We start from the raw sequence: 22,784 nt of genomic DNA, 5'->3' as shown, positions 1-22,784 counted from the left end.
TCCTTCCCGTCGCCCGGTGCTCTGGAGGGGTCCGGACGACGGTGCGTCGCCGGTTGCCGACGGTCAGCTCGACGAGTCGATGACCGTGAGCCGTTGGGTGGCGCGGGTGAGTGCGACGTACCGGAGTGACAGGGCCGCGTGGCCCGTCCCGCCCAGCGCGTCGGGCTGCACGAGGACGACGCTGTCGAACTCGAGGCCCTTGCTCTCGCGCGCGGTGCCGGTCCACACCCGGGCGCGATCGGCTCCGGCCTCGGCGAGGAGGGTGTCGATCTCCGCCAGGAGCGAGCGGGGAGCGATGACGCCCGCGATGCCGGGGTGTGCGGTGATCGCGTCGACGGCGGCGCGGACCGCCGTCGGGGCCAGCGCGGCGGGTTCGACCGTGAGCTGCACGGGCTCCTCCTCGCCGCGTCGGATCGACACGGGCGCCGGGGAGTCGGGGTCGAGTTCGAGCCGGACGGGATCGGCGAGCGCCATGATCTGCTCGGGCGTCCGGTAGTTGACGGTGAGCAGCTCCTCGGTCCAGCGCGGGAGTTGCGGGCCGAGCAGCTGCTGCCAGCTGGAGCGGGTGGCGGAGGTGCTCTGCTGGTTGATGTCGCCGACGAGCGTCATCGAGCGGTTGGGACCGCGTCGCAGGACGGCGCGCAGCAGCATGGGGGTGAGTTCCTGTGCCTCGTCGATGATGACGTGCCCGTAGACCCAGGTGCGGTCGCTCGCGGCGCGTTCGGCGGGGCTGCGGTCGTCCTCCACGGTCTGGCGGTCGGCGAGGTCCTGGGCGGAACGGAGGTAGTCGTCGTCCTGGGCCTCGTCGTCGATGCTGATGTCACCGATCATCTCGAGCACACTGCGCGCGTACTCGACGTCGTGGCGGCGCTCGTAGGCGGCGCGGCGTTGCCGTTCCAGCTCGGGGCGCTGATCCTCGCCGATGAGCTCGGCGGCCTCGTCGACGAGGGCGATGTCGCCGGGCGTGAGCCGCGCGGCCCAGTCGACCTCACCCGCGCCGTCCGTTCCGGCGGCGGGTTGACGGAGCAGCAGGCGACGCTCCTCCTCGGTGTGGTCGGGAGCGACGCGAGCCAGCAGCTCGGGATCGGTGAAGAGGCGGTCGATGATCTCGGCCGGCTCGAGGATCGGCCACATCGTGTCGAGCAGCTCTTCGACCTCGGGCTCCTCGCTCAGCTCCTGTCGCCGCTCGTCGGCGTCCTCACCTGTGCGGGGTTCGAAGCCGTCGCGCTTCGCTTCGAGCCCGATGAGGTGCGTCAGCACGGCGCGGTCGAACCGCAGCTTGGCCTCGTTGTGCGGGGTGCCCGATCGCTCGATCCCGGCCTTGATCCGGCGGAGGACGCCCGGCGTGACGCGGAGCGGGCCGTCGCCGGCGATGCGGATGGTGACCGGCTGGTCGAGCGGCACCTGACGCTCGCGGACGGCCCGGGCGACGACGTCGGCCATGCGCAGCCGGCCCTTGAGCTCGGCGGCCTCGAGCGAGTCCTCGGCGTGCGCGTCGAGGCCTGGCACGAGGGTCGCCGGTGTCACGAGGACGACGGCGGTCTCGCCGAGTGACGGCAGCACACGGCTGATGTAGTCGAGGAACGTCGAGTTCGGCCCGACGATGAGCACGACGCTGCGCATGAGTCGCTCGCGGTGCTCGTAGAGCAGATAGGCGGCACGGTGGAGGGCGACGGCGGTCTTGCCGGTGCCCGGACCGCCCTGGACGAGGAGCGTGCCGGGGAGGGGCGCCCGGATGATCGCATCCTGTTCGGCCTGGATGGTGTCGACGATGTCCGCCATGTGCTTGGTACGAGCGCGACCGAGGGCCGCCAGCAGCGCACCGGACTCGCCGATGCCGCTCGGCTCGTCGTCGCTGAGCATGGTCGTGTCGAGCACCTCGTCGTGCACCTCGGTGACGCGGCGACCAGCCGTGCCGATGCGGCGGCGCAGGCGGAGGCCTTCGGGGCGGAGTGGCGTCGCCGTGTAGAACGGGCGCGAGGCCGGTGCGCGCCAGTCCAACAGGAGCTGATCGCCGCTCTCCGGGTCGCGGAGCCCGATGCGGCCGATGTGGTGCCGTTCGTCGGTCTCGCGTTCGAGGAGGCCGAAGAGGAGTCCGTAGCTGGACGAACGCAGCTCGACCATCCGCTGGCGGTGGTGGGCGACCAGGGCGTCGCGTTCCGAGAAGCTCGAGTCGTCGTCGCCGTCGAAGGCGCGGAGGGCGAGCTCGGAGCGCCGTTCCTCGAGGTCCGACTGCGACCGGATGACGTCGTGCAGCCGATCGAGATGGTCCTGTTCCTCGGCGATCGCGTCGTTCTGCACGGTGCTCCTTCTGGGTGTGGCGCGGTCCGTGTTCCGGGTTCCCTGCGAGGACCGCACGAATACGGTAGTCGGTTTCCGGGCCCCTCACCGCCCTTGAGCGTGAGCTCCCAGAGAGCTGGAGGCTGCCGTCGGGGCGCGGATTCGGGCACCGAGTGCGTGCTCGTCGATAGGCTGACGGGCATGAGCACACCGGACGGATCGAAGCCGCAGCCCCTTGCGCCGCAGCAGGCACACTCGCAGCAGTCGGTTCCGCCGCAGCCGTACCCGCAACAGCAGCTCCAGCCGCAGCAGTACGGGGTGCAGCCGTACGCCCAGCAGGCGCCCTACCCGCCGCAGTACGGCATGCAGCCGTACGCGCCCGTGTACCCCGCGCCCTACCCGTACCCGGCGTCGCCGCCGAAGGGCCTCAGCATCTCCAGCATGGTCATCGGCCTGGTGTCGCTGTTCTTCGGGTTCACCTTCGTGCTCCCGGTCGTCGGATTCGTCCTCGGCCTCATGGGGCTCCGCCGTGAGCCCGCCGGTCGGGCGATGGCCATCACGGGCGTCGTGCTCAACGGGCTGTTCCTGCTCGTCTGGGCGGCACTCGTGCTGCTCTGGGTGTTCGTCATCGGCGGCCTGCTCGCCGGCGTCGGCGGTGCGGCCTCCACGGGCATCGCCGCCTGACCGCCGGTCAGTCGCTGGGCCGCCGGTCAGCCGGCCGGGACGACCGTGCTGATCATCGACAGCACCACGGCGCCGTCGACCTCTTCGCGTTCCAGCCACACCGCGATGCTCGAGAATTCGCCCAACGACGCCACGTGGGTGCCGCCGCAGGCGATGACCGCAGGGCCGCCCGGCAGCTCGCAGTGCCAGCTGCGCCGATCGGTGAGCAGCTCGCCCTCGCGATCGATCCGGACGGCGGCGCCGCTGTCCAGCCAGCCGTCGAGGGTGTTCCGGATGCGTGACCCGAGTGCGTCGAGGTCGTCGAGGGCGGCCGGGTCGAACCCCTTCCGACGGAGCGACTTCCCGATGCGGTAACGGTCGGTCGACGCGTTGGGGGCGATCCGCGACGACTCGCAGGCGAGCGCGTCGAAATCCGGGGCCCCGAGCGCATCGGGGACGACCTCCTTGCGCCAGGCGTCGGCGAGCGCGGCGTTCAAGGCGAGTGATGCGAGGTGGCACCCGGTGTGCCCGGCGGAGAGCGCGTGTCGGGTGGACGCGTCCACCTCGATGCGGGCCGTCGCGCCCTCGACGGCGCTCCGTTCCACTTCAGTGGAGACCAGGTGGGCGACGAGGAAGGCCCACCCCTCGGTGCCCTTCTTCACAGGGATGTCGGCGCCGACGTGCAGTCGGGTGCCGTCGCTCGCGGCGACGACGCAGTCGGTCACGGCGACCTCCACGGCGGTCGCACCCGCACCGAAGGTGATGGTCGCCGAGTCGGCGGGCTGATCGGGCCACGCGGCGTCGACCGGGTGGCAGGCCGTCTCGTCGAGCACGACGGCGAGGTGATCGCCGACGGGTTCGACGTGCAGCACCGTGCCCGTCGAGACGAGGGCTCCGGTGGGATAGGTGACGCGCGTGTCCGTGACGGGGAGGCTCATGTCCCCACGCTATCGCGACCGGCCCGGACGCCCGTCGGCGGCTGTCAACCCCGGGAGACCGTGGAGGATCACGTCGTAGAGTCCGAGGACACGGAGCGCGACGCGTTCCGCGGAGAGGAGTGCATCATGACGGATCAGCAGGACCAGCGTTCAGGCGACGACCTCGCGACCGGTGCGGCCGGAGCGGACCAGGAAGCCTGGGAGGGTGCCGACATCGACACCGCAGAGCTCGTGAGCTCCGACCAGACGACCGCCGGACCGGGCTCGGACGGGTCGAGTCAGACCGTCGACGGCACCGGCTCGGAGAACGCGGCTCCCGACGAGGAGCAGGCGACCGAGGAGGCCGTCGAGACCCCGGAGCCCTCGACCGAACTCGACGCACCGCTGGCCGAGGGCGAGGGTGGCGACGCCGACGGTTCGGCCGACCACCAGCCCGACTCCGGGCCGGCCTCCGAGGCCACCGACGACGCCCGCGAGGTCTACGACACCGCACCCGACTGAGTCGGACACCACACGACCGACGGGCCGTCATCCGATCCCTTCGGACGACGGCCCGTCGCGCGTTGGGGGCGTCGTCGGCCTCGGGCTGGGAGGGCGGCTCAGATCGGTAGGAGCGACCAGACCACCGCGAGGGCGATCAAAGCCGCGACGCCGGCGATCGCCAGCGCATTGAGCAGGCGGTGCTCGACCATGATGGCGACGTACTCGCGGAGGAACGCGCTCGGCACGTAGTACGCGGCAGTCGGGGAGCCGATCACCTGGGCCTCGCTCCCGATCGAACGTGCAAGGAGGGCCGCGCGGAGGACGTGGTAGTTGTTCGTCACCACGATCGTCTCGCCGTCCCGTCCGACCGACTGCTGCAGGTCGCGGGAGAGCAACAGGTTCTCGCGCGTGTTCGTGGACGCGGTCTCCGGCAGCACGTCGGACGGGTCCGCGCCGTTCGCGACGAGGTACTCGGCCATGGCGGTGCCCTCCGGGCGGGGTTCGTCGTCGCCCTGTCCGCCGGACGGGATCAGGAGCGGCCGCGTCGCCCCCGGTGACGTGGCCCGGTAGATGCGGAGCGCCAGGTCCAGGCGACTGCGCAGCAACGGCGGGACCTCACCGTGGATGAGGCCGGACCCGAGGACGACGAGGGCGTCGGGCGTCCGCGTGTGCCGATAGCGGCTGTAGACGAGTGAGTACACGCCGAAGGCCGCGAACGTCGCCGCCGCGTAGAAGCACGCGAACCCGAGCAGGAGACCCAGGGCGACGAGGACGATCGTCAGCCACGAGGGCAGGGACTGCGGGTGCGCTCCGAGGACCAGCAGCACGGCCAGCACGGGCAGGACGAGGATCGCGACCCCGGCGAACAGCGAGAGCAGGTTGCCCAGGCTGCGTCCTTCGAGCCGGAGCATCGTGATGCCGTTGCCGATGAGGAGGACCCCGAGCACACCCACCAGCAGGACTGTGCCGAACGCGGCGAGGAGCACGGTGAACGGCGTCGTGCGGGACGCCTCCGAGAGGAGCGCCACCAGCCCACAGGCGATCGCGGAGACCAGGAAGACCCCGTTGCGCAGGCGGCGGGCGTCGCTGCGTCGACTCACGACGTAGAGGACCGCGAAGACGGCGGCCGGGAACAACATGATCATGCGCTCATCCTGCCCGACCGATCGTCGTGCGCGGGCCTGGCGGACGGGGCGTGCGAGCGGACCGGTCGGGGTGCTATGACCGCGGCGGCTTCGGCGTCATCGCCTTGAGCGTCGCCTCCTCGGCGTCGATCGCGGCCAGAACAGCCGCGACCGCCGGTTCCTGGTAGCGACCCTCGGCGCGCGCCGAGAGGAGTGCCTCGCGTTCCGCCGCGATCATCTGGCGGCGGAGTCGGGCGAACGCGACCGTCCGGAGCTCCGAGCCGTCACCGGTGTACTGCTCGAGGGCGTTGGCCACGAAGCTCGCATTGGTCCGCAGACGGTTGAGCACCTGTTCCTCGTCCGCCTCGGTCGTCAGCTCGTCGAGGCGGTCCAGGCCGGCCGTCTGGACCTCCGCCATGAGCATCAGTTGCTCGACGCGCTCCTGGCTGTGGTTCGGCGGCGGGAGGTGCAGCGCGCGGATGATCCGGGGGAGCGCGAGCCCCGAGAGGAGTGTGCCGACCACGACGACGAACGCCAGGAACTGCAGGAACTCGCGCGACGGGGTGTCCTCGGGCAGCAGGAACACCGCCGCCAGGGTCACCACGCCACGGACGCCGGCTGCGGAGACGGCGATCCCGTTGCCCCAGGACCAGCTCCGCTCACGGAGCCGTCTGGGTCCGAGCCGGTAGATCGCCGTGACCGTCATCTCCCACACGAATCGCGAGACGATGAGCGCCGCGAGGACCCCGATGCTGATGAACACGGTCGGCCAGAGCCCCGGACCGGTCTGGATCGCCCCCTCGAGGATGCCGGCCAGGTTGAGCCCGATGAACAGGAAGACGGCGTTCTCGAGCAGGAACTGGATGGTGCGCCAGTTGAGGGACTCGGCGATGCGCGCCTCGGCCGACTGCACGATGGGCGCCCGGTAGCCGAGCAGCAGTCCGGCGGTGACGACCGCGAGCACACCCGAACCGTGGATCGCCTGCGCCAGGAGGAACGCGAGGAACGGGGTGATGAGGGAGAGACAGGTGTCGAGGACCGGGGCGCGCAGGCGTCGGCGGACCTCGGACAGCACCCAACCGACCGCGAGACCGACACCGACGCCGGCGACGACCTCGATGACGAACTCGCCGGCGATCATGACCGGGTTGACGACGCTCGTGATGGCGAGGATCGAGGCGTTGAGTGCCACGAGAGCGGTGGCGTCGTTGAGCAGACTCTCACCCTCGAGGATCGTCAGCACACGGCGGGGGAGCCCGAGTCGTCCGGCGATCGCGCTCACGGCGACGGCGTCGGTCGGCGCGATGACCGCTGCGAACGCGAACGCCGCTGCGAGGGTGATCGACGGGATGAGGAGCCAGCTGGCGAACCCGACCGACACGACGGTGAACGCGACCGCACCCACCGAGAGCAGGATGATGCCGTCGTTACGGGCACGGATGTCGATGAGGGAGATCCGGATCGCCGACGCGAACAACAGCGGCGGCAGCAGGCCGTAGAGGATCAGGTCGGGTTCGATCTCGACGGTCGGGACGGCGGGGATGAACGACGCGACGCCGCCGACGAGCACCAGGGCCACCGGGGCGGAGACGCCCGCTCGGCCGGACAGGCCCGACACGATGACGGTGACGACGACGAACACGACGATCCACGAGATGAGCGCGACGGGATCCATGTGGGGATTCTCCCACCTGGGAGGCCGTGGTCGTCCGTACGATCGTCCGAACTCCGGACCCGCCGTGAGCGGCGCCGGTTCCGAACGCACGACGCCCCCGCACGGTCAAGCCGTGCGGGGGCGTCGGTTGGAACGGTGAGGCGGCTCAGCCGCGGCGGTTGGCCGCGCTGCTGGAGCCGCGCTGCTCCGCGCCGGTCTCGCGGGTGCGGAGACCGAAGCGGTAGGTGAGCTTCTCGGTGGAGTGACCGCGGCCGTGGACGGCGGTGCCCGCGGAACGGTTGGAGGACGCTGGGGTCCGAGTCTGGGTGATGGACATGGTGGTTCTCGATTCTGGTGTTGCGGATGATGGATGGGCCGGTTCCAGAAGGGGAATGCGATGACGATCGGTGCGGGTCGCATGGATGGAGCGACGAGACCGTCCGGAGTGCAGCTGCGCCGAGATTCGGCTGCGCTGGTCGGCTGGGGCCGTCCGGTGGATCGTTCTTCGCCGTTCTGGAGGGCGGCTGGTGGTGACGTGTCGGGAGCATCGGCGTATCCGTGGAGGTGTGGACTCTGCACACGGAAGCCGGTTGTGACATCGGCACTCGAGGGACGAACGTACGCGACTAAGCTGAGAAAGACCTGGGAGGAACGGGCTTCACTGCTTGCGCGGGTCGATGCCCGAGGTCAGACCCGAGCATCGACCGGCGGTGTCGCAGAGCTTCGGGCCACCGCACCTAGGGGAGGGGTGGCCGTATCTCCCGCGCACCCGAAGGGATATCGGGCTCGGGAGGCCGGAGGGTGATCGCGGGGGACGATCGGTTACCGGTGGAGGCGCTGGAAGAACTCCAACGCAATATATATTAACAGCTCAGCGTTGCGTGTTGCTGTGGGATTCCTGGGAGTGCTCAGTCGGTGGCGAGGAGGCGCAGGATCCGCGCCGTCTCGGTCGCGACCGCGCTGCGACCGGCCCGGACATAAGTGCGGGGGTCGACGGGCTTCGGTTGCTCGTCGAGGACGTCGCGCACCGCTCGGGTGAACAATCCGTTGAGGTGCGTCGAGAGGTTGATCTTCGTCATCCCGGAACGCACCGCCGCGCGGAGTTCGTCGTCGGGGAGTCCGGAGGAGCCGTGCAGCACGAGCGGAAGGGGCACCTCGCGGTGGAGCTGCGCGATCAGCGCGTGGTCGACGGCGGCCTCGCGGCTCGTCATCGCGTGCGAGGTGCCGACGGCGACGGCCAGGGCGTCGACGCCGGTCGCTGCGACGAACGCGACGGCCTCTGCAGGCACCGTGCGCGCGCCCGGAGCGTGGACGCCGTCCTTCCCGCCGACCTCGCCGAGCTCCGCTTCGACGGCCACGCCGCGAGCGTGGCAGAAGTCCACGATCTCCTTCGTCGCGCGGACGTTCTCGTCGTACGGCAGGGTCGAGGCGTCGAACATCACGCTGTCGACGCCGAGATCGACGCCCTCGTGCACGAGCTCGGCCGACTCCACGTGGTCGAGGTGGACGAGGACCGGGACCGTCGCTGCACGGGCGATGGCCAGCGAGGCGAGCGTGATGGGCGCGAGCGACCCGTGGTACCGCACGCAGTTCTCGCTGATCTGCAGGATGACCGGCAGCCCGGCCTCCTCGGCGCCGGCGACGATCGCCTCCGCGTGCTCGAGGAGGACGACGTTGCACGCCGCGATGCCGGCGTTCGAGTCCGAGGCGTTGGCGAGGAGCGCGGTGAAGTCGAGGGCGGTGGTCATTCGGTTGCTCCAATGGGGTCTGATGCGGCGGGTGCGTCGGTGAATCGGTGGAAGGCGGCGAGGTCGATCGCGCCGGCGATCGGTTCGAGCACGGCCGCCGCACCTGCAGCCGCCGCTGTGCGGAGTGCCTCGGGAAGTGTGGCTCCCGCGCGGAGTGCTGCGACCAGGCCGGCCGTTGCGGCATCGCCGGCGCCGGTCGGGTTGCCTCTGACGCCGGGGACGGCCGGGACCTCGTGGGCGCCATCGGCGTCGCCGGCGGTGAGGCCGTCGGCACCGCGGGAGATGACGACCGCGCGGGCGCCGAGCGCGAGGAGTGCCGCGCGAGCCGATGCGAGGTCGGCCGCGCCCGTCGCCTCGAGGGCCTCGTCGAGGTTGGGTTTGAGGATCGTCGCACCGGCGCGTGCCGCGGCGAGGAGCGCCGTGCCGCTGACGTCGACGATCACGGGGACGCCGGCGTCGTGCCCGGTTCGGACGAGGGCTTCGACGACGCTGTCGGGCGTGGCCGGCGGGAGCGAGCCCGAGATGACGAGTGCGCTCGCGTCCTGCAGTGAGCGCCTGAGCTCGGTCGTCAGGGCGGCCCACTCCTCGGGCGTCACCGCCGGTCCGGCCTCGGCGTAGAGGGTCGGATGCTGGATGCCGTCGACGACCGCGACCGTCGAGCGTGTCTCGGCGCGGAGCTCCACGACCTGTGCGGGGAGGTCGTCGGCCGCGAGGGCGTCCCCGAGCCAGGTGCCGGAGGCGCCGCCGAGCGGCAGCACCTGCAGGGTCGGGACGTCGAGTGACTCCAGGACGCGAGCGACGTTCACGCCCTTCCCACCGGCACGCCGCACGACGGACTGGACGCGTTGTGTGACCCCGAGCTGCTGCTCGGCGACCGTGTAGGTGATGTCGACGGCCGGGTTCGGCGTCACGACCACGACGCGACGCGGTGCGGGGGTGGTCGTCATCGCGCCGTCACCAGTCGGCGGGCGAGGATCCCCGCACCGACCGTTGCCGCCTCGTCGCCGTGACGAGCGGGCAGGAGCTGCGGGACGCGGACGACGTCGAGCCGCTCGCGGAGTCCGTGCTCGAGCGGCTCGAAGAGGGCGGCTCCGGCGAGGGCGAGCCCGCCGCCGATCACGATGGCGGTGGGTGCTGCGACGACGGTGATGCCGGCGAGGGCCTCGGCGAGTGCATCGACGGCGTCGTTCCAGATGGCGCTGGCGGCGGCGTCACCGCTGGCGACCGCGTCGGCGACGGTCTTCGCGTCGCGGGCACCCGCACGACGTGCGATGCCGCCCGCTGAGGCGAGCTCCTCGACCCGGAGTCCGCGGTGCGGGCCGTCCTGGATCACGCGCTGGCCGATCTCGCCGGCCCAGCCGCCGCCGGCGAAGGGGACGCCGTCGATCACGAGCGCCGAGGCCAGGCCGGTTCCGACCGGTACGAACGCGATCGTGCCCGTGACGTCGGCTGCAGCGCCTGAGACCGCTTCCGCCAGCGCCCCGGCGCGGACGTCCTGCCCGAAGGCGAGCGGCACCTCGAGTGCGGGACGGAGGAGCTCGGGGAAGGCGAGGTCGCGCCAACCGAGGTTGACGGCGTGGATGCAGACGCCGTGCTCCTCGTCGACGACGCCGGGCACGACCACCCCGACGGCCGCTGGGGCCGTGACGCGGCTCGCGGCGGTGACGAGTCCGAGGACGATGTCGCGAGTCAGGACGCCTGAGGTGTCGCCCGAGGGCGTCGCTTCGCGCCAGCGCCCGAGGACCGTGCCGTCGGCATCCGTCAGTGCGGCTTTGATCCCGGTCCCGCCGACGTCGATGCCGAGGACCGCCCGCTCGGTCACGGCGTCAGGATGACGGAGCGCGTGAGCGAACGGGGGTGGTCGGCGTCGAGGCCGCGGGCCTCAGCCAACGCGACCGCGAAGCGCTGCGCGACGACGAGCCCGGCGATGGGGTCGAGGTCGTGCTGCACGAAGGTCGCTCCGGTGGCCGCGACGTCCTCCGGCAGGCCGGCGGGCGTCGGTCCGAGGGACCACACGAGTCGGCCGGGCTGCGCGATCGCTATGGGGCCGTGGCGGTAGTCCATGGCGGGGTAGGACTCCGCCCAGAACTGTGCCGCCTCCCGGGTCTTGAGCGCGGCCTCGAAGGTGAGGCCCACAGCGTGCCCGAGTCCGATGAAGGACACCTGGTCGGCGCCGAGGTACTCGTCGATCGGGATCTGCAGCGCCCGCTCGGCTTCCGCGGCGAGTGCCTCGACGTCGTGTCCGAGCGAGCCGCGGAGGAGCGCGAGCGTCGTCGTGGCGAAGCGGGTCTGGACCACCGAACGCTCGTCGGCGAAGGGGAGGGCGATCACGTGTGCCGCCGGAACGGTCGCGGGGGAGTCGTCGACCGCGGTGATGAGGACGGTGGTGACCGAGTCGCCCACCGCTTCCAGCAGGTGCACGATCTCCGTGGTCGTGCCGGAGCGTGAGATGGCGACGATGCGGTCGTAGTCGCGGACGCCGGGGAACTCCGAGCCGGCGAACGCGTCCGTGACACCGAGCCCCGCCTGCTCGCGCAACACGGCGTAGCTCATCGCGATGAACCAGCTGGTGCCGCACCCGACCACCGCGACCCGCTCTCCCGGCTGCGGCAGCACGGCGACGGCCTCCGGCACGAGGGCGGCGGCGGTGCGCCAGGATTCGGGCTGCGACGCCAGTTCGGCGGCGACGAAGGTCTCGGGCATGACGTGCCTTTCACGTGAGGGGACGCGATCGCAGCGTGGCGATGCGTTGCCGCAACCATACCGGATCGAATCTGATCGATACCAGTGCAAATCGTCAGAATCAATCAGACTGGCGCTGGCTGAGCGCCCATATGATGGTCACAGTACGCCCGACCCGACCGGAAAAGCAGGACAGATGACGCAGCAACAGCGACTCAACGCCCTGCTCGAGCTCGTGAGCGAACGCGGCAATGTGACGATCGCGGAGATCGGTGAAGCGCTCGGCATCTCCGCGGCCACCGCCCGTCGCGACCTGACGGCGCTCGCCGAGCAGCGACTCGTCACGCGGACCCACGGCGGTGCCGCCGCCCTCGGCACCGGCTACGAGCTTCCGCTGCAGTACAAGATCGCCCGCCAGGCGGACGCCAAGATGGCCATCGCGAAGGCCACGGCCGCCCTGATCAACGTCGGCGACGCCGTCGGACTCAACGGCGGCACCACCACGAGCGAGGTCGCGCGGGTGATCGGGCGGAGCGAGCACCTCGTCCGTTCGGACGGCGACGCCTCGGTCACGATCGTGACGAACGCGCTCAACATCGCCTTCGAACTGTCCGTGCGCTCGCACGTGAAGATCGTCGTGACGGGAGGCGTCGCACGACGCCAGTCCTACGAACTCGTGGGCTCGCTCGTCGCGGGGGCGCTCGCCGAGATCGCCCTCGACGTCGCGATCCTGGGCGTCGACGGCTTGAGCGCGCAGTTCGGCGCCACCACCCTCCACGAGGGTGAGGCCTCGGTGAGCCAGGAGTTCGTCAAGGTCGCGAAGCGGGTCATCGTGGTCGCCGACAGCACCAAGATGACGAAGGCGACCTTCGCCCGCATCTGCCCACTCGACCGCATCGACGTGCTCGTCACCGACCAGCCGGTGGATCCGGCGTTCGCCGACGCCCTGGCCGCGGCCGGCGTCGAGCTCATCATCGCCGACTGAGTCCTCCGCTCCCGGTCACTGCATCGCCCCCTCCTGGCCACTAAGCCTGTCGAAGTGCCGCACCCTCCCGCTCGCTGAGCTGCCCCTCCCCACCACTGAGCCACCCTGCTCCTGACCACTGAGCCGCCCCCTCCCGGTCACTGAGCCTGTCGAAGTGCGCTCCCCATGTTTCGGCGCGGTAAAACCTCTCCACATCAGCCACCCCGCGCTTGCGTCAGCGCCGTGATCGCCTATTGTCATTTCATGATCGTTTTGGCATCATATGAATCAACTTCACGCAAGGAAGCGGATGTGATCGAGTGAGCACTGCACCAGCCACCACCCCCGAAGGCCTCCGGGTCGCCGTCATCGGCACCGGCCAGCGGGCCTACATCGCCGAACACGTCGCCACGAGCCCCACGTCCGCCTCGGTCGTCGCGGCGGTCGACACGACCGAGATCGGTCGCGGTCGGGCACGGCAGCTGTTCGGCGACGACATCGAGGTCCTCGACTCCCGCGAGGCGCTCATCGCGCGGGGCGGTGTCGACGCGGCGATCGTGACGACGCCCGACTGGACCCACAAGGAGATCGCGGTCGACCTGCTGCGCGCCGGCATCGCGGTCTATCTGGAGAAGCCGCTCGCGATCACGCTCGACGACGCAGACGCGGTCCTCCAGGCCGCCTACGAGTCGCGGACGCCGCTCTACGTCGGGCACAACTTCCGGCATGCCGCCGTCGTCCGGCTCATGCACGAGGTCATCGAGCGCGGCGAGATCGGCGCGGTCAAGTCCGTCTGGGTCCGCCACTTCGTCGGCAACGGCGGCGACTACTACTTCAAGGACTGGCACGCCGACCGCTCGCGCGTGAACTCCCTGCTCCTGCAGAAGGCGAGCCACGACATCGACGTCGTCCACTTCCTCGCCGGCGCGTACACGCAGCGCGTCGTCGCGATGGGCGACCTCGCGGTCTACGGCGACATCGACGACCACGAGGACCGCAGCGGCCAGACCATGGCCGACTGGTTCTCCTACGACAACTGGCCGCCCGAGGCGCAGCGCGGTCTGAACCCCGTGGTCGACGTCGAGGACGTCTCGATGATGCTCATGACCCTCGAGCACGGGATCACCGCCAGCTACGAGCAGTGCCACTTCACCCCCGACTACTGGCGGAACTACACCGTCATCGGGACGCACGGCAGGCTCGAGAACATCGGCGACACCGCCGGTGGCACCGTCAAGGTCTGGAACCGTCGTCGTACCTGGAGCACCGAGGGCGACGTGGAGTACCCGATCGCGGGTGTCGAGGAGGGCCATGCCGACGCCGACCTCGACACGATGAACGAGTTCCTCGCCTTCGTCGCCGAGGGCACCCCCACCACGCTGTCGCCGGTCGCCGCGCGACAGGCCGTCGCAGCCGGTGCCCTCGCCGCACACTCCCTCCGCAACGGTTCGATCCCACTCGACGTCCCGCCGCTCGACCCCGCACTCGTCGAGTACTTCTCCTCCCTCACCGCCCGCACCGCACCGCACTCCCTCGACGCCGCCGCCCGGTAGCGCACCTCGAAAGGACCCCAGTCATGCCTTCGCCGTTCATGAACCGCAACACCGCATCCGGCGGTCGCGCCCGCCGCCGCGCCGTCCTCAGCGGCATCGGCCTCCTCGCCGCCGCCGCGCTCACCGCCGGCTGCAGCACCGGTGGCGGGGGCGCCACCGGTGGCGAGTACGCCGCCGCTCCGAAGGACCTGAAGGCCGAGATCACCTACGGCGTCTGGGACCAGGCCCAGGTCGAGGCGATCGACGCCAACATCGAGGCCTTCAACAAGGTCTACCCCGACATCACGGTCAACGTGAACGTCACACCCTGGGCCTCGTACTGGTCGAAGCTCCAGACGCAGGCCTCGAGCGACACCCTGCCCGACCTCTTCTGGTTGAACGGGCCGAACTTCCAGGTCTACGCGGCGAACGGCAAGATCGAGCCCATCACCGGGGCCGTGAAGGCCGGCGACATCGACCCGAAGAACTACCCGGAGGCCCTGAACGAGCTGTACTCGCTGGACGACACCCAGTACGGCGTGCCGAAGGACTTCGACACGATCGGTGTCTGGGTCAACACGGCGCTCTTCGAGCAGGCCGGCGTCGCGCTGCCCGCCGACGGCTGGACCTGGGACGACTTCGACACCGCCGCGCAGGAGATCTCGACGAAGCTGAAGGACCAGGGCGTCTATGGTGCCGCCGGCGGCATGGACGGCCAGACCACCTACTACAACACGATCCTGCAGGCCGGTGGCGAGGTCATCAACGCCGACCAGACCGAGTCCGAGTACGACAGCCCCGAGGCCCAGGAAGGGCTCCAGTTCTGGACGGACCTCATCGCGGACGGCTCTTCGCCCAGCATCCAGCAGCTGACGGACACGCCGGCCGACCAGTGGTTCACCTCCGGCAAGCTCGCCATGTACTGGGGAGGCAGCTGGCTGCGTCCACTCGTCGGTGAGTCCGACGTCGCCGCCACCGCCCAGGCCTTCCCGCTGCCGACCGGCAAGGAGCAGGCGACGGTCATCCACGGCGTCTCCAACGTCGTCGCGTCGGCGAGCAAGAACAAGCAGGCTGCACAGGCCCTGCAGGTCTTCCTGGCGAGTGAGGAGGCCCAGCAGCAGCAGGGCGACCTCGGCGCCGTCATCCCCGCCTACACCGGTACGCAGCAGTCGTTCGTCGACTCCTACCCGACGATGAACCTGCAGGTCTTCCTCGACGCGCTCGACTACGCCAAGCCGCTGCCGGTGTCGGAGAACACCGCCGCCTGGAACGCCCTCGAGGTCGAGCTCCTGCCCGACGCGTTCAGCGGTGACAAGCCGGTCGCCGACGTGGCGAAGGATCTCGCCGAGCAGATGAACGCCGCGCTGGCCAAGAAGTGACCGGTCAGACCGTGCTGCGCACCCCGTCGGCGCCACGCTCCTCGCGGAGCGTGGCCCGGCGGGGTGACGCCCGCGGCGACGGCGCCTGGCCGTGGGTCTTCGTCCTCCCGCTCCTCACCGGCATCGGCGTCTTCTTCATCTGGCCGATGATCCAGACCGCCTACTACTCGTTCACCGAGTGGGGCGTCTTCGGCGGAACCACGTTCACGGGCGTCGAGAACTACGTCCGGTTGTTCGCCGACCCGCGGCTCTACGCCTCCCTCGGCAACACGCTGATCTACACGGCGGTGGTGCTCCTCGGCATCCCGATCGCCGTCTACCTCGCGAGCCTGTTGAACCTCCCCGGCCTGCGGTTCGCGAGCTTCTACCGGGTGCTCTTCTTCCTGCCGTACGTCGCGATGCCGACCGCCGTGGCCATCGTCTGGCGCATCATCTTCAACGGTGATTTCGGCATCCTCAACTACACGCTGTCGCTCGTCGGTGTCGACGGCCCCTACTGGATCAGCACGCCGGGCACCGCGATGTTCGCCGTGGCGATCGTCGGTCTCTGGTCGTCGCTCGGCTTCTCGATGATCATCCTGGCGTCCGGACTCAAGAACATCGCGCCGGAGCTCTACGAGGCGGCCGAGCTCGACGGCGCCACCCGGTGGCGGCAGTTCCGTTCGATCACGGTGCCGCTGCTCACCCCGAGCATCTTCTTCGTCACGATCATCACGGTGATCTCGAGCTTCCAGCTCTTCGACCTGCTGTACGCGATCCTCGGCAGCACCAACCCGGTGCTCCCGAAGAGCATGTCGCTCGTCTACTTCTTCTACGACCAGGGCTTCGTCCAGAACGACAAGGGCTACGCGGCGGCGATCGCGATCGTGATCTTCCTGATCATCGGACTCGTCACGCTCCTGCAGTTCCGGCTCCAGAAACGATGGGTGAACAATGACTGAGCAACTCACCGCCACAGCACCGCTCACCACCCGTGCCGTCACCGTTCCGGGATCGGGTCGTCCGTCCGCCGCGTCCGCGCGACGCCGCGAGGTCGGTCGGCCCGGCCAGCGGCGCGGGTCGCACGTCGTCGCCCATATCGTGCTCGGCGTCGGTGGCCTCATCATGGCGTTCCCGTTCATCTGGCAGATCATCATGTCGCTGTCGACGAACGCGGAGGTGCAGAGCGTGGTCCCCACGTTCTGGCCGGCCGAACTGCAGTGGCAGAACTACGCCGCGGTGTTCGAGCGCCTTCCGTTCCTCGACCAGCTGCGCACGTCGATCGTCATCACGGTGATCAGGACGCTCGCGCAGATCGTCCTCTGCACGATGGCGGGGTACGCGTTCGCGCGGATGCGGTTCCGCGGACGCGCGGTGCTGCTCGCCGTGACGCTGTCGATCCTCATGGTGCCGTCGCAGGCGTACCTCATCTCGCAGTACCAGATCGTGCAGGGCTTCGGATGGCTGAACACCACGCTCGGCATCGTCGCACCCGGCCTGTTCAGCGCGTTCGGAACCTTCCTCATGCGGACGGCGTTCCTGAACCTGCCGACGGAGCTCGAGGAGGCGGCGCGGATCGACGGCGCCGGACCCTTCCAGATCTTCTGGAAGATCATGCTGCCGCTCGCCAAGCCCAGCATCAGCGTCCTCGCCATCACGACCGTGCTGTGGTCGTGGAACGAACTGCTCTGGCCGCTCGTGGTGTCCACGTACGCCAACTCCATGCCGCTCGCCGCCGGTCTCGCGACGCTCTCGAGCGACAAGACGACGGACTACCCGGTGATGATGGCGGCGTCGATCCTCGCGATGGCGCCCGTGCTCATCCTGTTCATCGTCCTCCAGCGCCGGGTGATCGACGGGCTGGCGTTCTCCGGGCTGAAGTAGCACTTCGCCCCGGTCCCTGAGCTTGTCGAAGGGTGGTTCCTGAGCCTGTCGAAGGGCGTGACCGGTGGGGCGTCAGGCCTCGCCGGTGCTCCACCAGGAGGCGATCGGTGTCCCGTTCACGACGTGGTCGCCGATCGCCCTCGCCTTGAAGCGGGACGGGTTGTGCGAGGCGATCGTGCGGGCGTTGCGCCAGTGCCGGTCGAGCGCCCGGTGCGTCTCGACGGCACTCGCACCGCCGACGTCGAACAGGGTGGTCGCGGCGTCGAGCACGGCGGGCAGGATCACCAGCTGCGCGCGCGCCGTCGCGAGTTCGACGTCGGCGATCCGTTCCTGGACGAGATCCGGGTCGGCTCCGAGGATCGCCGCGCTCGAACGACCGAGTGCAGTCGTCGCGGCGGCCAGTGCGGCATCGGCGGCGAACGACTTCGCCGACAGCTCGCCGACGACCTCCTGCACGATCGGGTCGGCTTGGGCGGTCGCGGCCGCGCCGTGACTGTAGGTCCTGGTCCGAGTCCGGACGAACGCGCCGGCGTCGTCGACGATCGCGCGGCCGATGCCCGTCACCGCCGCGAGCAGGACCAGCTGTACGAACGCGCCGCCATGCGAGGGGCGCTCCGGCTCGCGCCGGGTCACCGTCGACGGTTCGACGGGGACCTCGGTGAAGACGGTGGTGCCGCTGCCCGTCAGCCGCTGGCCGAACCCGGTCCAGTCGTCGATCCGATCGACACCCGCGGCGTCCGTCTCCACGAGCACCGAGACGAACTCGCCGTCCTGCTCAGCGGCGACCCCGACGAGGTCGGCGAACAGCGTCCCCGTGCTGTAGAACTTGGTCCCGTTCAGTCGGAGACCGCCCGGCGTCTCGGTGAGCCGGGTGGCGAGCGAGCCCACCTTCGCGGCCGACCGCTCGTGGCTCGCGTTGCCGACGATGGCTCCGTCGGCCAGTCGGGCCAGACGCGCCTCACGGTCCGCCGACGACGGCGTGTGCAGGGTGCGGTCGATGTAGGAGAAGTGGGAGCGGAACAGCTGCGCGAGGTTCGGGTCGCGCCTGGCCAGCTCGGCGAGGAGCTCGAACAGCTCCCCGTGCGTGGCGTCCTCGCCGCCGTACCGTCGCGGCAGCGTCACGCGGGTGAAGCCCGCCGCTCGGAGCGCCTCCACCTCGGCATACGGCAGCCGGCGCTCTCGCTCCCGTGCGACGGCGTCCCGCCCGAGCTCGTCGAAGAGCGGCGCGAAGCGCTGCGCCAGGTCGCGGTCGACCGTCGCCGTCTCGCTCATGCCCGCTCTCCATCCGCCGGAACGGGCTCGGTCTCGGGCCGCGCCCCCGGAGCCTGCCACTCGGGCAGGGTGCCGTTGAGTTCGAACTGCCCGAGCGCCGCCGAACGCTGGACGGCGGGATTGTGGGAGGCGATCGTCCGGACGTTCCGCCAGTGCCGATCCAGCGCGGTCGACCGGCCGACAGCGGAGGCACCCCCGACCTCGAACAGGCGGCTGAGCGCGTCGAGGACGAGCGGAAGGACGACCTGCTGGACGCGGAAGACCTCCAGCAGCGCGGACCGGGCGGCGTCGGGATCGGTGGCCGGCCCGTCCAGGGTTCGAGCGGACGAGAGGACGAGCGCGCGGGCCGTGTGCACGACGCTGCTGAGTTTGCCCACGATCGACTGCACGAGCGGATCCTCGCGTGGCAGGTGCTCGCCCGCGTGGCCGACGGTCCGTCGCCTGGCGCGCACGTAGTCGACGGTGTCCTCGAGGGCGCGTTGCGCGATGCCGGCGACGACACCGAGCAGGATGAGCTGTTGGAGTGCGCCCGTGCGGTGCCACGCCGCCGCGTCGCCGCTGTGGACGACGAGGTCGCGCTCGTCCACCGGCACGCGGTCGAAGGTGGTCGTCCCGCTCCCGGTCAACGGCTGTCCGAAGCCGTCCCAGTCGTCCACCGAGCGGGTTCCCGGATCGTGCGCGGACACGGTCACCGCGACGCGGTCGGTTCCGTCGAGCGCGGACAGGTAGATCCAATCGGCGTAGATGCTGCCGGTCGTGTAGTACTTCGTGCCGGTCACCGTGAGCGACTCGCCGTCGCGGTCGAGGACGGTCTCGAGGTGGGCGGTCGCGTGCCGCTCCGACTGCGCGTTCCCGACGAGGTCGCCGGCGTTCAGCCGGGCGAACCAGTGCTCCCGATAGGTGTGGTCGGGGGAGGCGAGCAGCGCCTCGACGAACAGGATGTGCCCTCGCCAGACGTGCCCGAGGCTCGAGTCGGCCGCCGAGAGGTCGATGAGCCGCTCGAAGAGCTGCTCGAGGGTGAGTCCGCCACCCCCGGATGTGATGGGGACCCTGGCTGCTGCGAAGCCCAGGTGCTTCAGTTCGGCGACCTCGTCGAACAGGAGGCGCCGGTCGGTCTCGCGTGCTATGGCGCCGCCGCGGATGGCGGAGAGGAAGGAGTCGAAGTCGTCGGCGCTCATCGGTGCAGCACCCGCTTCGCCAGCACGTTGCCGAGCAACTGGGCGAGCTGCACGAGCAGGACGAGCGTGACGACCACGAGTCCGACGACGATCCAGTCGAACCGTTGGTAGCCGTAGGTCATGGCGAGGTCACCGAGGCCGCCGCCGCCGAGCACCCCGGCCACGGCCGTCGCATCGACGAGGGCGACGAGGATGTACGTCAGCCCGAGGATGAGCGGGCCGAGCGCTTCGGGCACGACGATCGTGAACAGCACCCGCACGGGGCTCGCACCCATGGCTGCGCCGGCCTCGATGGCGCCCGGTGAGACGGCGACGAGGTTCGACTCGGAGACGCGCCCGATGGCGACGCTCGCGACGAGGATGAGCGGGATCGTCGCCGGAAGCGGTCCGAGGCCGGTGCCGAACACAAGCCGCGTGAGCGGGATGAGCGCGATCGCGACGATGAGGAACGGTACCGGTCGGATGACGTTGATGATGACGTTCAGGACGCCGAACACGACGCGGTTCTGCAGGAGGTTGCCGGGCCGGCTCGCGTAGAGCAGGAGGCCCAGCAGGATCCCGATGACCGTCGCGACGGCGAAGGAGACGGACACCATGAGGCCGGTCTCCCCGATGGCCTTGAGGAGACGCGGGAAGAACGCGTCGGGATCGAAGTCACGCATGGGTGTGCTCCTTCAGAGTGTCGGGGTCCTCGGCGAGCGGTTCATACCCTTCGACAGGCTCAGGGACCGGCGTGGACTCAGGGACCGGCGTGGACGCAGAGACCGGTGCAGGCTCAGGGACCGGCGCGGTCGGGGCAGGGTCGATCGCGGTGACGGTCGCCGTGGCGCGGAGCCCCGCGATGGCGGCGTCCACGCGGTCGTCCGGTCCGAGCAGCTCGACCGTGAGACTGCCGAACAGTCGCCCCTGCAGTTCGTCGACGCCGCCGAACACGACGTTGAAGTCGATGTCGTTGTCGCGGGCGACCCGCGAGAGGAACGGGTGGTTGGTGTCGCGGTCCTCGACGTGCAGCTGGACGAGGCGCCCGTGGTGCACGGCTCGGATCTTCGCGAGCACCTCCTCGGAGGGGATGTGGTGGAGCACCGACGAGACGAAGCGTCGCGCTGTCGCGGTGCGTGGCGCCGAGAACACCTCGTACACGCTGCCCTGCTCCACCACCTCGCCGTCCTCCATGACGGCGACCCGATCGGCGAGTTCGCGGATGACGTCGATCTCGTGGGTGACGAGCAGGATCGTGACGCCGTACTCCTCGTTCACCCGCCGAAGGAGTTCGAGGACCTCGCCGGTCGTCTGCGGGTCGAGGGCGCTGGTGGCCTCGTCGGAGATGAGGATCTCCGGGCGGGTGGCGAGGGCGCGGGCGATGCCGACCCGCTGCTTCTGCCCACCGGAGAGCTGCGACGGGTAGGCGAGCGCCTTGTCGCTCAGCCCGACGAACGCGAGCAGTTCTTCGACGCGGTCGAGGATCTCGGCGTCCGGCACCTTCGCGAGTTTGAGCGGGTAGGCGATGTTCTTGTAGACGGTCCGAGACTCCAGGAGGTTGAACTGCTGGAAGATCATGCCGATCCGTTGACGCGCGGCGTACAGCGCCTGCCCGGCGAGCGCGGAGATCTCGAGGCCCTCGACGACCACCCGCCCGCTCGTCGGCCGCTCGAGGGCGTTGACGGTGCGCAGGAGCGTCGACTTCCCGGCGCCGGAGTACCCGACGATGCCGAAGATCTCGCCCCGCTCGACCGTCAGGTCGACGTTCCGCAGCGCCTCGAAGGCGCGGCCCTTCACCTCGAACGTCTTGCTGACGTCCTCGAAGACGATTGCTGTGTTCATCACCTGCTCCTCTCGCGGGAGGGCCGTCCGGGAGACCCCGGACGGCCACTGCGTGGTGGCGGCCGGTCATCGCGGGAGGCGATGACCGGCCGCCGTCGTCCTACTCGGCTTCGGCTTGGAGCTCGGCGAGCTTGTCGCGGAGGTCCTTCACCGGAACCTTCACGAGGATCGAGTTCCCGGCGAACTCGTCGTCGAGCGCCTCGGCGACGCGCGGGTCGGCGTAGGTGTCCTCGAGGATCTTCCAGGCCGGGTTGTCCTTGTCCTCGTCGCGGGTGGCGATGACGTTGACGTAGGGCAGGTTCTTCTCGGAGAGCGAGTCGTCGAGGAAGAGCGCGTCGTCCTTCGTGATGCCCTGGCTCGGGTCGAAGTAGGAGGTCCCGACGACGACGGCTGCGAGCGACGGGTCGTCGAACTGCTGCGGGATGCTCGTCGCCGGCAGCGGCACGAACTGGAGGTTCTTGTCGTTCGCGGTGACGTCCTCGACCGTCGGGAAGTTCCCCGCGTCCGCTGCGATCTCGATGAGTCCGGCCGCAGCCAGGATGTTCAGGGCACGACCGCCGTTGGACGGGTCGTCCGGGATCGCGATGCGCGCGCCGTCGGCGAGGTCCTCGACGTCGGTGAGCGTCTTCGAGAAGATCCCCCACTGCGTGATGACGGTCGAGAACACCGGCGTCAGGTCGGCGTCGTTCTCTGCGTTGAAGGCCGAGAGGTAGAGGATGTGCTGGAAGGCGTTCGCGTCGACGGTGCCGGCGACGAGTTCGGTGTTGGGCAGGACCCAGTCCTTCACGTTCACCCACTCGACGTCGAGGCCCTTCTCGGCGGCGACCTCCTTGACGGCGTCCTGGAACTGCGTGTCCTCGGACACCGCGATCTTCACGCTGAGACGCTCGGCGGGTGCGCCGGAACCGGTCGCCGCGTCGGCGGTCCCGTTCTGGCCACCGACGACGACCGAGACGACGACGGCGATCGCGGCGACGGCGACGACCGCGACACCGCCGATCAGCAGGTTCCGGCGCTTCCGTTTGCCGGAGGCGATCGACGCCCGCAATTCGCTCGGTTCTGGTCCCGTGTGCTCACTCATGATGGTCCTCGGCTCTGTCTGTGGGTGCACTGGTGCGTGCACGGAGCCAGTCTCCACAGGCACGCGGAGGGACGCCCGTTGCGTTACCGCGGACCGTCACCGTTCGAGATGAAACGTAAACG

At 70.0% G+C, this 22,784-nt stretch carries 21 protein-coding genes; 7 read left to right on the top strand and 14 right to left on the bottom strand.

Translation table 11 applies throughout. The features are described 5' to 3' along the window. Positions 1 to 63: 63 nt before the first annotated feature. On the bottom strand, positions 64 to 2,301 hold the full coding sequence (locus RWN05_RS06965) for a UvrD-helicase domain-containing protein (protein WP_314139055.1): 2,238 nt from the start codon (positions 2,299 to 2,301) through the stop codon (positions 64 to 66). A gap of 180 nt (positions 2,302 to 2,481) precedes the next feature. On the opposite strand from RWN05_RS06965, the gene RWN05_RS06960 reads away from it, so the two are divergent. After that, positions 2,482 to 2,964, top strand: coding sequence for a DUF4190 domain-containing protein (locus tag RWN05_RS06960; RefSeq protein WP_079003478.1), 483 nt, complete (start codon positions 2,482 to 2,484; stop codon positions 2,962 to 2,964). Positions 2,965 to 2,990: 26 nt separating this feature from the next. On the opposite strand, the gene RWN05_RS06955 is transcribed toward RWN05_RS06960, so the two are convergent. After that, positions 2,991 to 3,881 (bottom strand): metal-dependent hydrolase, encoded by an 891-nt coding sequence (locus tag RWN05_RS06955; RefSeq protein WP_314139053.1) that lies wholly within the window; start codon positions 3,879 to 3,881, stop codon positions 2,991 to 2,993. Positions 3,882 to 4,007: 126 nt separating this feature from the next. On the opposite strand from RWN05_RS06955, the gene RWN05_RS06950 reads away from it, so the two are divergent. Next, the gene (locus RWN05_RS06950) at positions 4,008 to 4,382 is read left to right on the top strand and encodes a hypothetical protein (RefSeq protein WP_314139052.1); all 375 of its coding nucleotides are present in this window, start codon (positions 4,008 to 4,010) and stop codon (positions 4,380 to 4,382) included. Between the two features lie 98 nt (positions 4,383 to 4,480). Here the strand turns inward: RWN05_RS06950 and RWN05_RS06945 are convergent, their stop codons facing one another. The 7 genes from RWN05_RS06945 to RWN05_RS06915 all read right to left on the bottom strand — a co-directional run bounded on the left by RWN05_RS06945 (position 4,481) and on the right by RWN05_RS06915 (position 11,593). Continuing rightward, positions 4,481 to 5,509, bottom strand: a complete 1,029-nt coding sequence (locus RWN05_RS06945; RefSeq protein WP_079003475.1) for a YdcF family protein — start codon at positions 5,507 to 5,509, stop codon at positions 4,481 to 4,483. Positions 5,510 to 5,582: 73 nt separating this feature from the next. After that, positions 5,583 to 7,163, bottom strand: a complete 1,581-nt coding sequence (locus RWN05_RS06940; protein ID WP_064296856.1) for a sodium:proton antiporter — start codon at positions 7,161 to 7,163, stop codon at positions 5,583 to 5,585. A gap of 145 nt (positions 7,164 to 7,308) precedes the next feature. Next, positions 7,309 to 7,479, bottom strand: coding sequence for a hypothetical protein (locus RWN05_RS06935; RefSeq protein ID WP_153303529.1), 171 nt, complete (start codon positions 7,477 to 7,479; stop codon positions 7,309 to 7,311). A 571-nt stretch (positions 7,480 to 8,050) separates the two neighbouring features. Next, positions 8,051 to 8,890 (bottom strand): class II fructose-bisphosphate aldolase, encoded by an 840-nt coding sequence (locus tag RWN05_RS06930; protein WP_314139050.1) that lies wholly within the window; start codon positions 8,888 to 8,890, stop codon positions 8,051 to 8,053. Continuing rightward, complete coding sequence (locus RWN05_RS06925) at positions 8,887 to 9,837, bottom strand: hexose kinase (RefSeq protein WP_314139049.1); 951 nt, start codon at positions 9,835 to 9,837, stop codon at positions 8,887 to 8,889. Before RWN05_RS06925 ends, RWN05_RS06930 begins: the two co-directional genes overlap by 4 nt. Continuing rightward, positions 9,834 to 10,712, bottom strand: coding sequence for an ROK family protein (locus tag RWN05_RS06920; RefSeq protein WP_314139048.1), 879 nt, complete (start codon positions 10,710 to 10,712; stop codon positions 9,834 to 9,836). The genes RWN05_RS06925 and RWN05_RS06920 overlap by 4 nt, the downstream gene beginning before the upstream one ends. Beyond that, positions 10,709 to 11,593, bottom strand: a complete 885-nt coding sequence (locus RWN05_RS06915; protein ID WP_071260570.1) for an SIS domain-containing protein — start codon at positions 11,591 to 11,593, stop codon at positions 10,709 to 10,711. Before RWN05_RS06915 ends, RWN05_RS06920 begins: the two co-directional genes overlap by 4 nt. Positions 11,594 to 11,768: 175 nt before the next feature. Here RWN05_RS06915 and RWN05_RS06910 point away from each other — a divergent pair, with 175 nt between their 5' ends. The 5 genes from RWN05_RS06910 (at position 11,769) to RWN05_RS06890 (ending at position 17,310) form a co-directional block, all read left to right on the top strand. Then, a complete protein-coding gene (locus tag RWN05_RS06910; RefSeq protein ID WP_079003471.1) occupies positions 11,769 to 12,557 on the top strand; it encodes a DeoR/GlpR family DNA-binding transcription regulator in 789 nt (262 codons plus the stop codon). 299 nt (positions 12,558 to 12,856) lie between these two features. Beyond that, complete coding sequence (locus RWN05_RS06905; protein WP_314139046.1) at positions 12,857 to 14,089, top strand: Gfo/Idh/MocA family oxidoreductase; 1,233 nt, start codon at positions 12,857 to 12,859, stop codon at positions 14,087 to 14,089. 23 nt (positions 14,090 to 14,112) lie between these two features. Next, entirely contained in the window at positions 14,113 to 15,447 is a 1,335-nt protein-coding gene (locus tag RWN05_RS06900) for a sugar ABC transporter substrate-binding protein (RefSeq protein ID WP_254628459.1), read from the top strand. Beyond that, positions 15,444 to 16,388: a sugar ABC transporter permease gene (locus RWN05_RS06895; protein WP_314139045.1), complete on the top strand. Its 945-nt coding sequence runs from the start codon at positions 15,444 to 15,446 to the stop codon at positions 16,386 to 16,388. The genes RWN05_RS06900 and RWN05_RS06895 overlap by 4 nt, the downstream gene beginning before the upstream one ends. Continuing rightward, entirely contained in the window at positions 16,381 to 17,310 is a 930-nt protein-coding gene (locus RWN05_RS06890) for a carbohydrate ABC transporter permease (protein WP_079003468.1), read from the top strand. The genes RWN05_RS06895 and RWN05_RS06890 overlap by 8 nt, the downstream gene beginning before the upstream one ends. 72 nt (positions 17,311 to 17,382) lie before the next feature. On the opposite strand, the gene RWN05_RS06885 is transcribed toward RWN05_RS06890, so the two are convergent. The 5 genes from RWN05_RS06885 to RWN05_RS06865 all read right to left on the bottom strand — a co-directional run bounded on the left by RWN05_RS06885 (position 17,383) and on the right by RWN05_RS06865 (position 22,662). Beyond that, positions 17,383 to 18,582: an acyl-CoA dehydrogenase family protein gene (locus tag RWN05_RS06885; protein ID WP_314139044.1), complete on the bottom strand. Its 1,200-nt coding sequence runs from the start codon at positions 18,580 to 18,582 to the stop codon at positions 17,383 to 17,385. Further along, the gene (locus RWN05_RS06880; RefSeq protein WP_314139043.1) at positions 18,579 to 19,760 is read right to left on the bottom strand and encodes a hypothetical protein; all 1,182 of its coding nucleotides are present in this window, start codon (positions 19,758 to 19,760) and stop codon (positions 18,579 to 18,581) included. Before RWN05_RS06880 ends, RWN05_RS06885 begins: the two co-directional genes overlap by 4 nt. Further along, positions 19,757 to 20,422: a methionine ABC transporter permease gene (locus tag RWN05_RS06875; RefSeq protein WP_079003465.1), complete on the bottom strand. Its 666-nt coding sequence runs from the start codon at positions 20,420 to 20,422 to the stop codon at positions 19,757 to 19,759. Before RWN05_RS06875 ends, RWN05_RS06880 begins: the two co-directional genes overlap by 4 nt. Further along, complete coding sequence (locus RWN05_RS06870) at positions 20,415 to 21,581, bottom strand: ATP-binding cassette domain-containing protein (RefSeq protein WP_314139041.1); 1,167 nt, start codon at positions 21,579 to 21,581, stop codon at positions 20,415 to 20,417. The genes RWN05_RS06875 and RWN05_RS06870 overlap by 8 nt, the downstream gene beginning before the upstream one ends. 100 nt (positions 21,582 to 21,681) lie before the next feature. Further along, positions 21,682 to 22,662: a MetQ/NlpA family ABC transporter substrate-binding protein gene (locus RWN05_RS06865; protein ID WP_079003463.1), complete on the bottom strand. Its 981-nt coding sequence runs from the start codon at positions 22,660 to 22,662 to the stop codon at positions 21,682 to 21,684. Positions 22,663 to 22,784: the final 122 nt, after the last annotated feature.

It is taken from the genome of uncultured Plantibacter sp. (genome assembly GCF_963518075.1).
In the GTDB taxonomy this organism is placed as follows: Bacteria; Actinomycetota; Actinomycetes; order Actinomycetales; family Microbacteriaceae; genus Plantibacter; species Plantibacter flavus_A.
The sequence above is the reverse complement of the archived record's forward strand: the minus strand, read 5'-3'. Positions and strand labels throughout refer to the sequence as shown.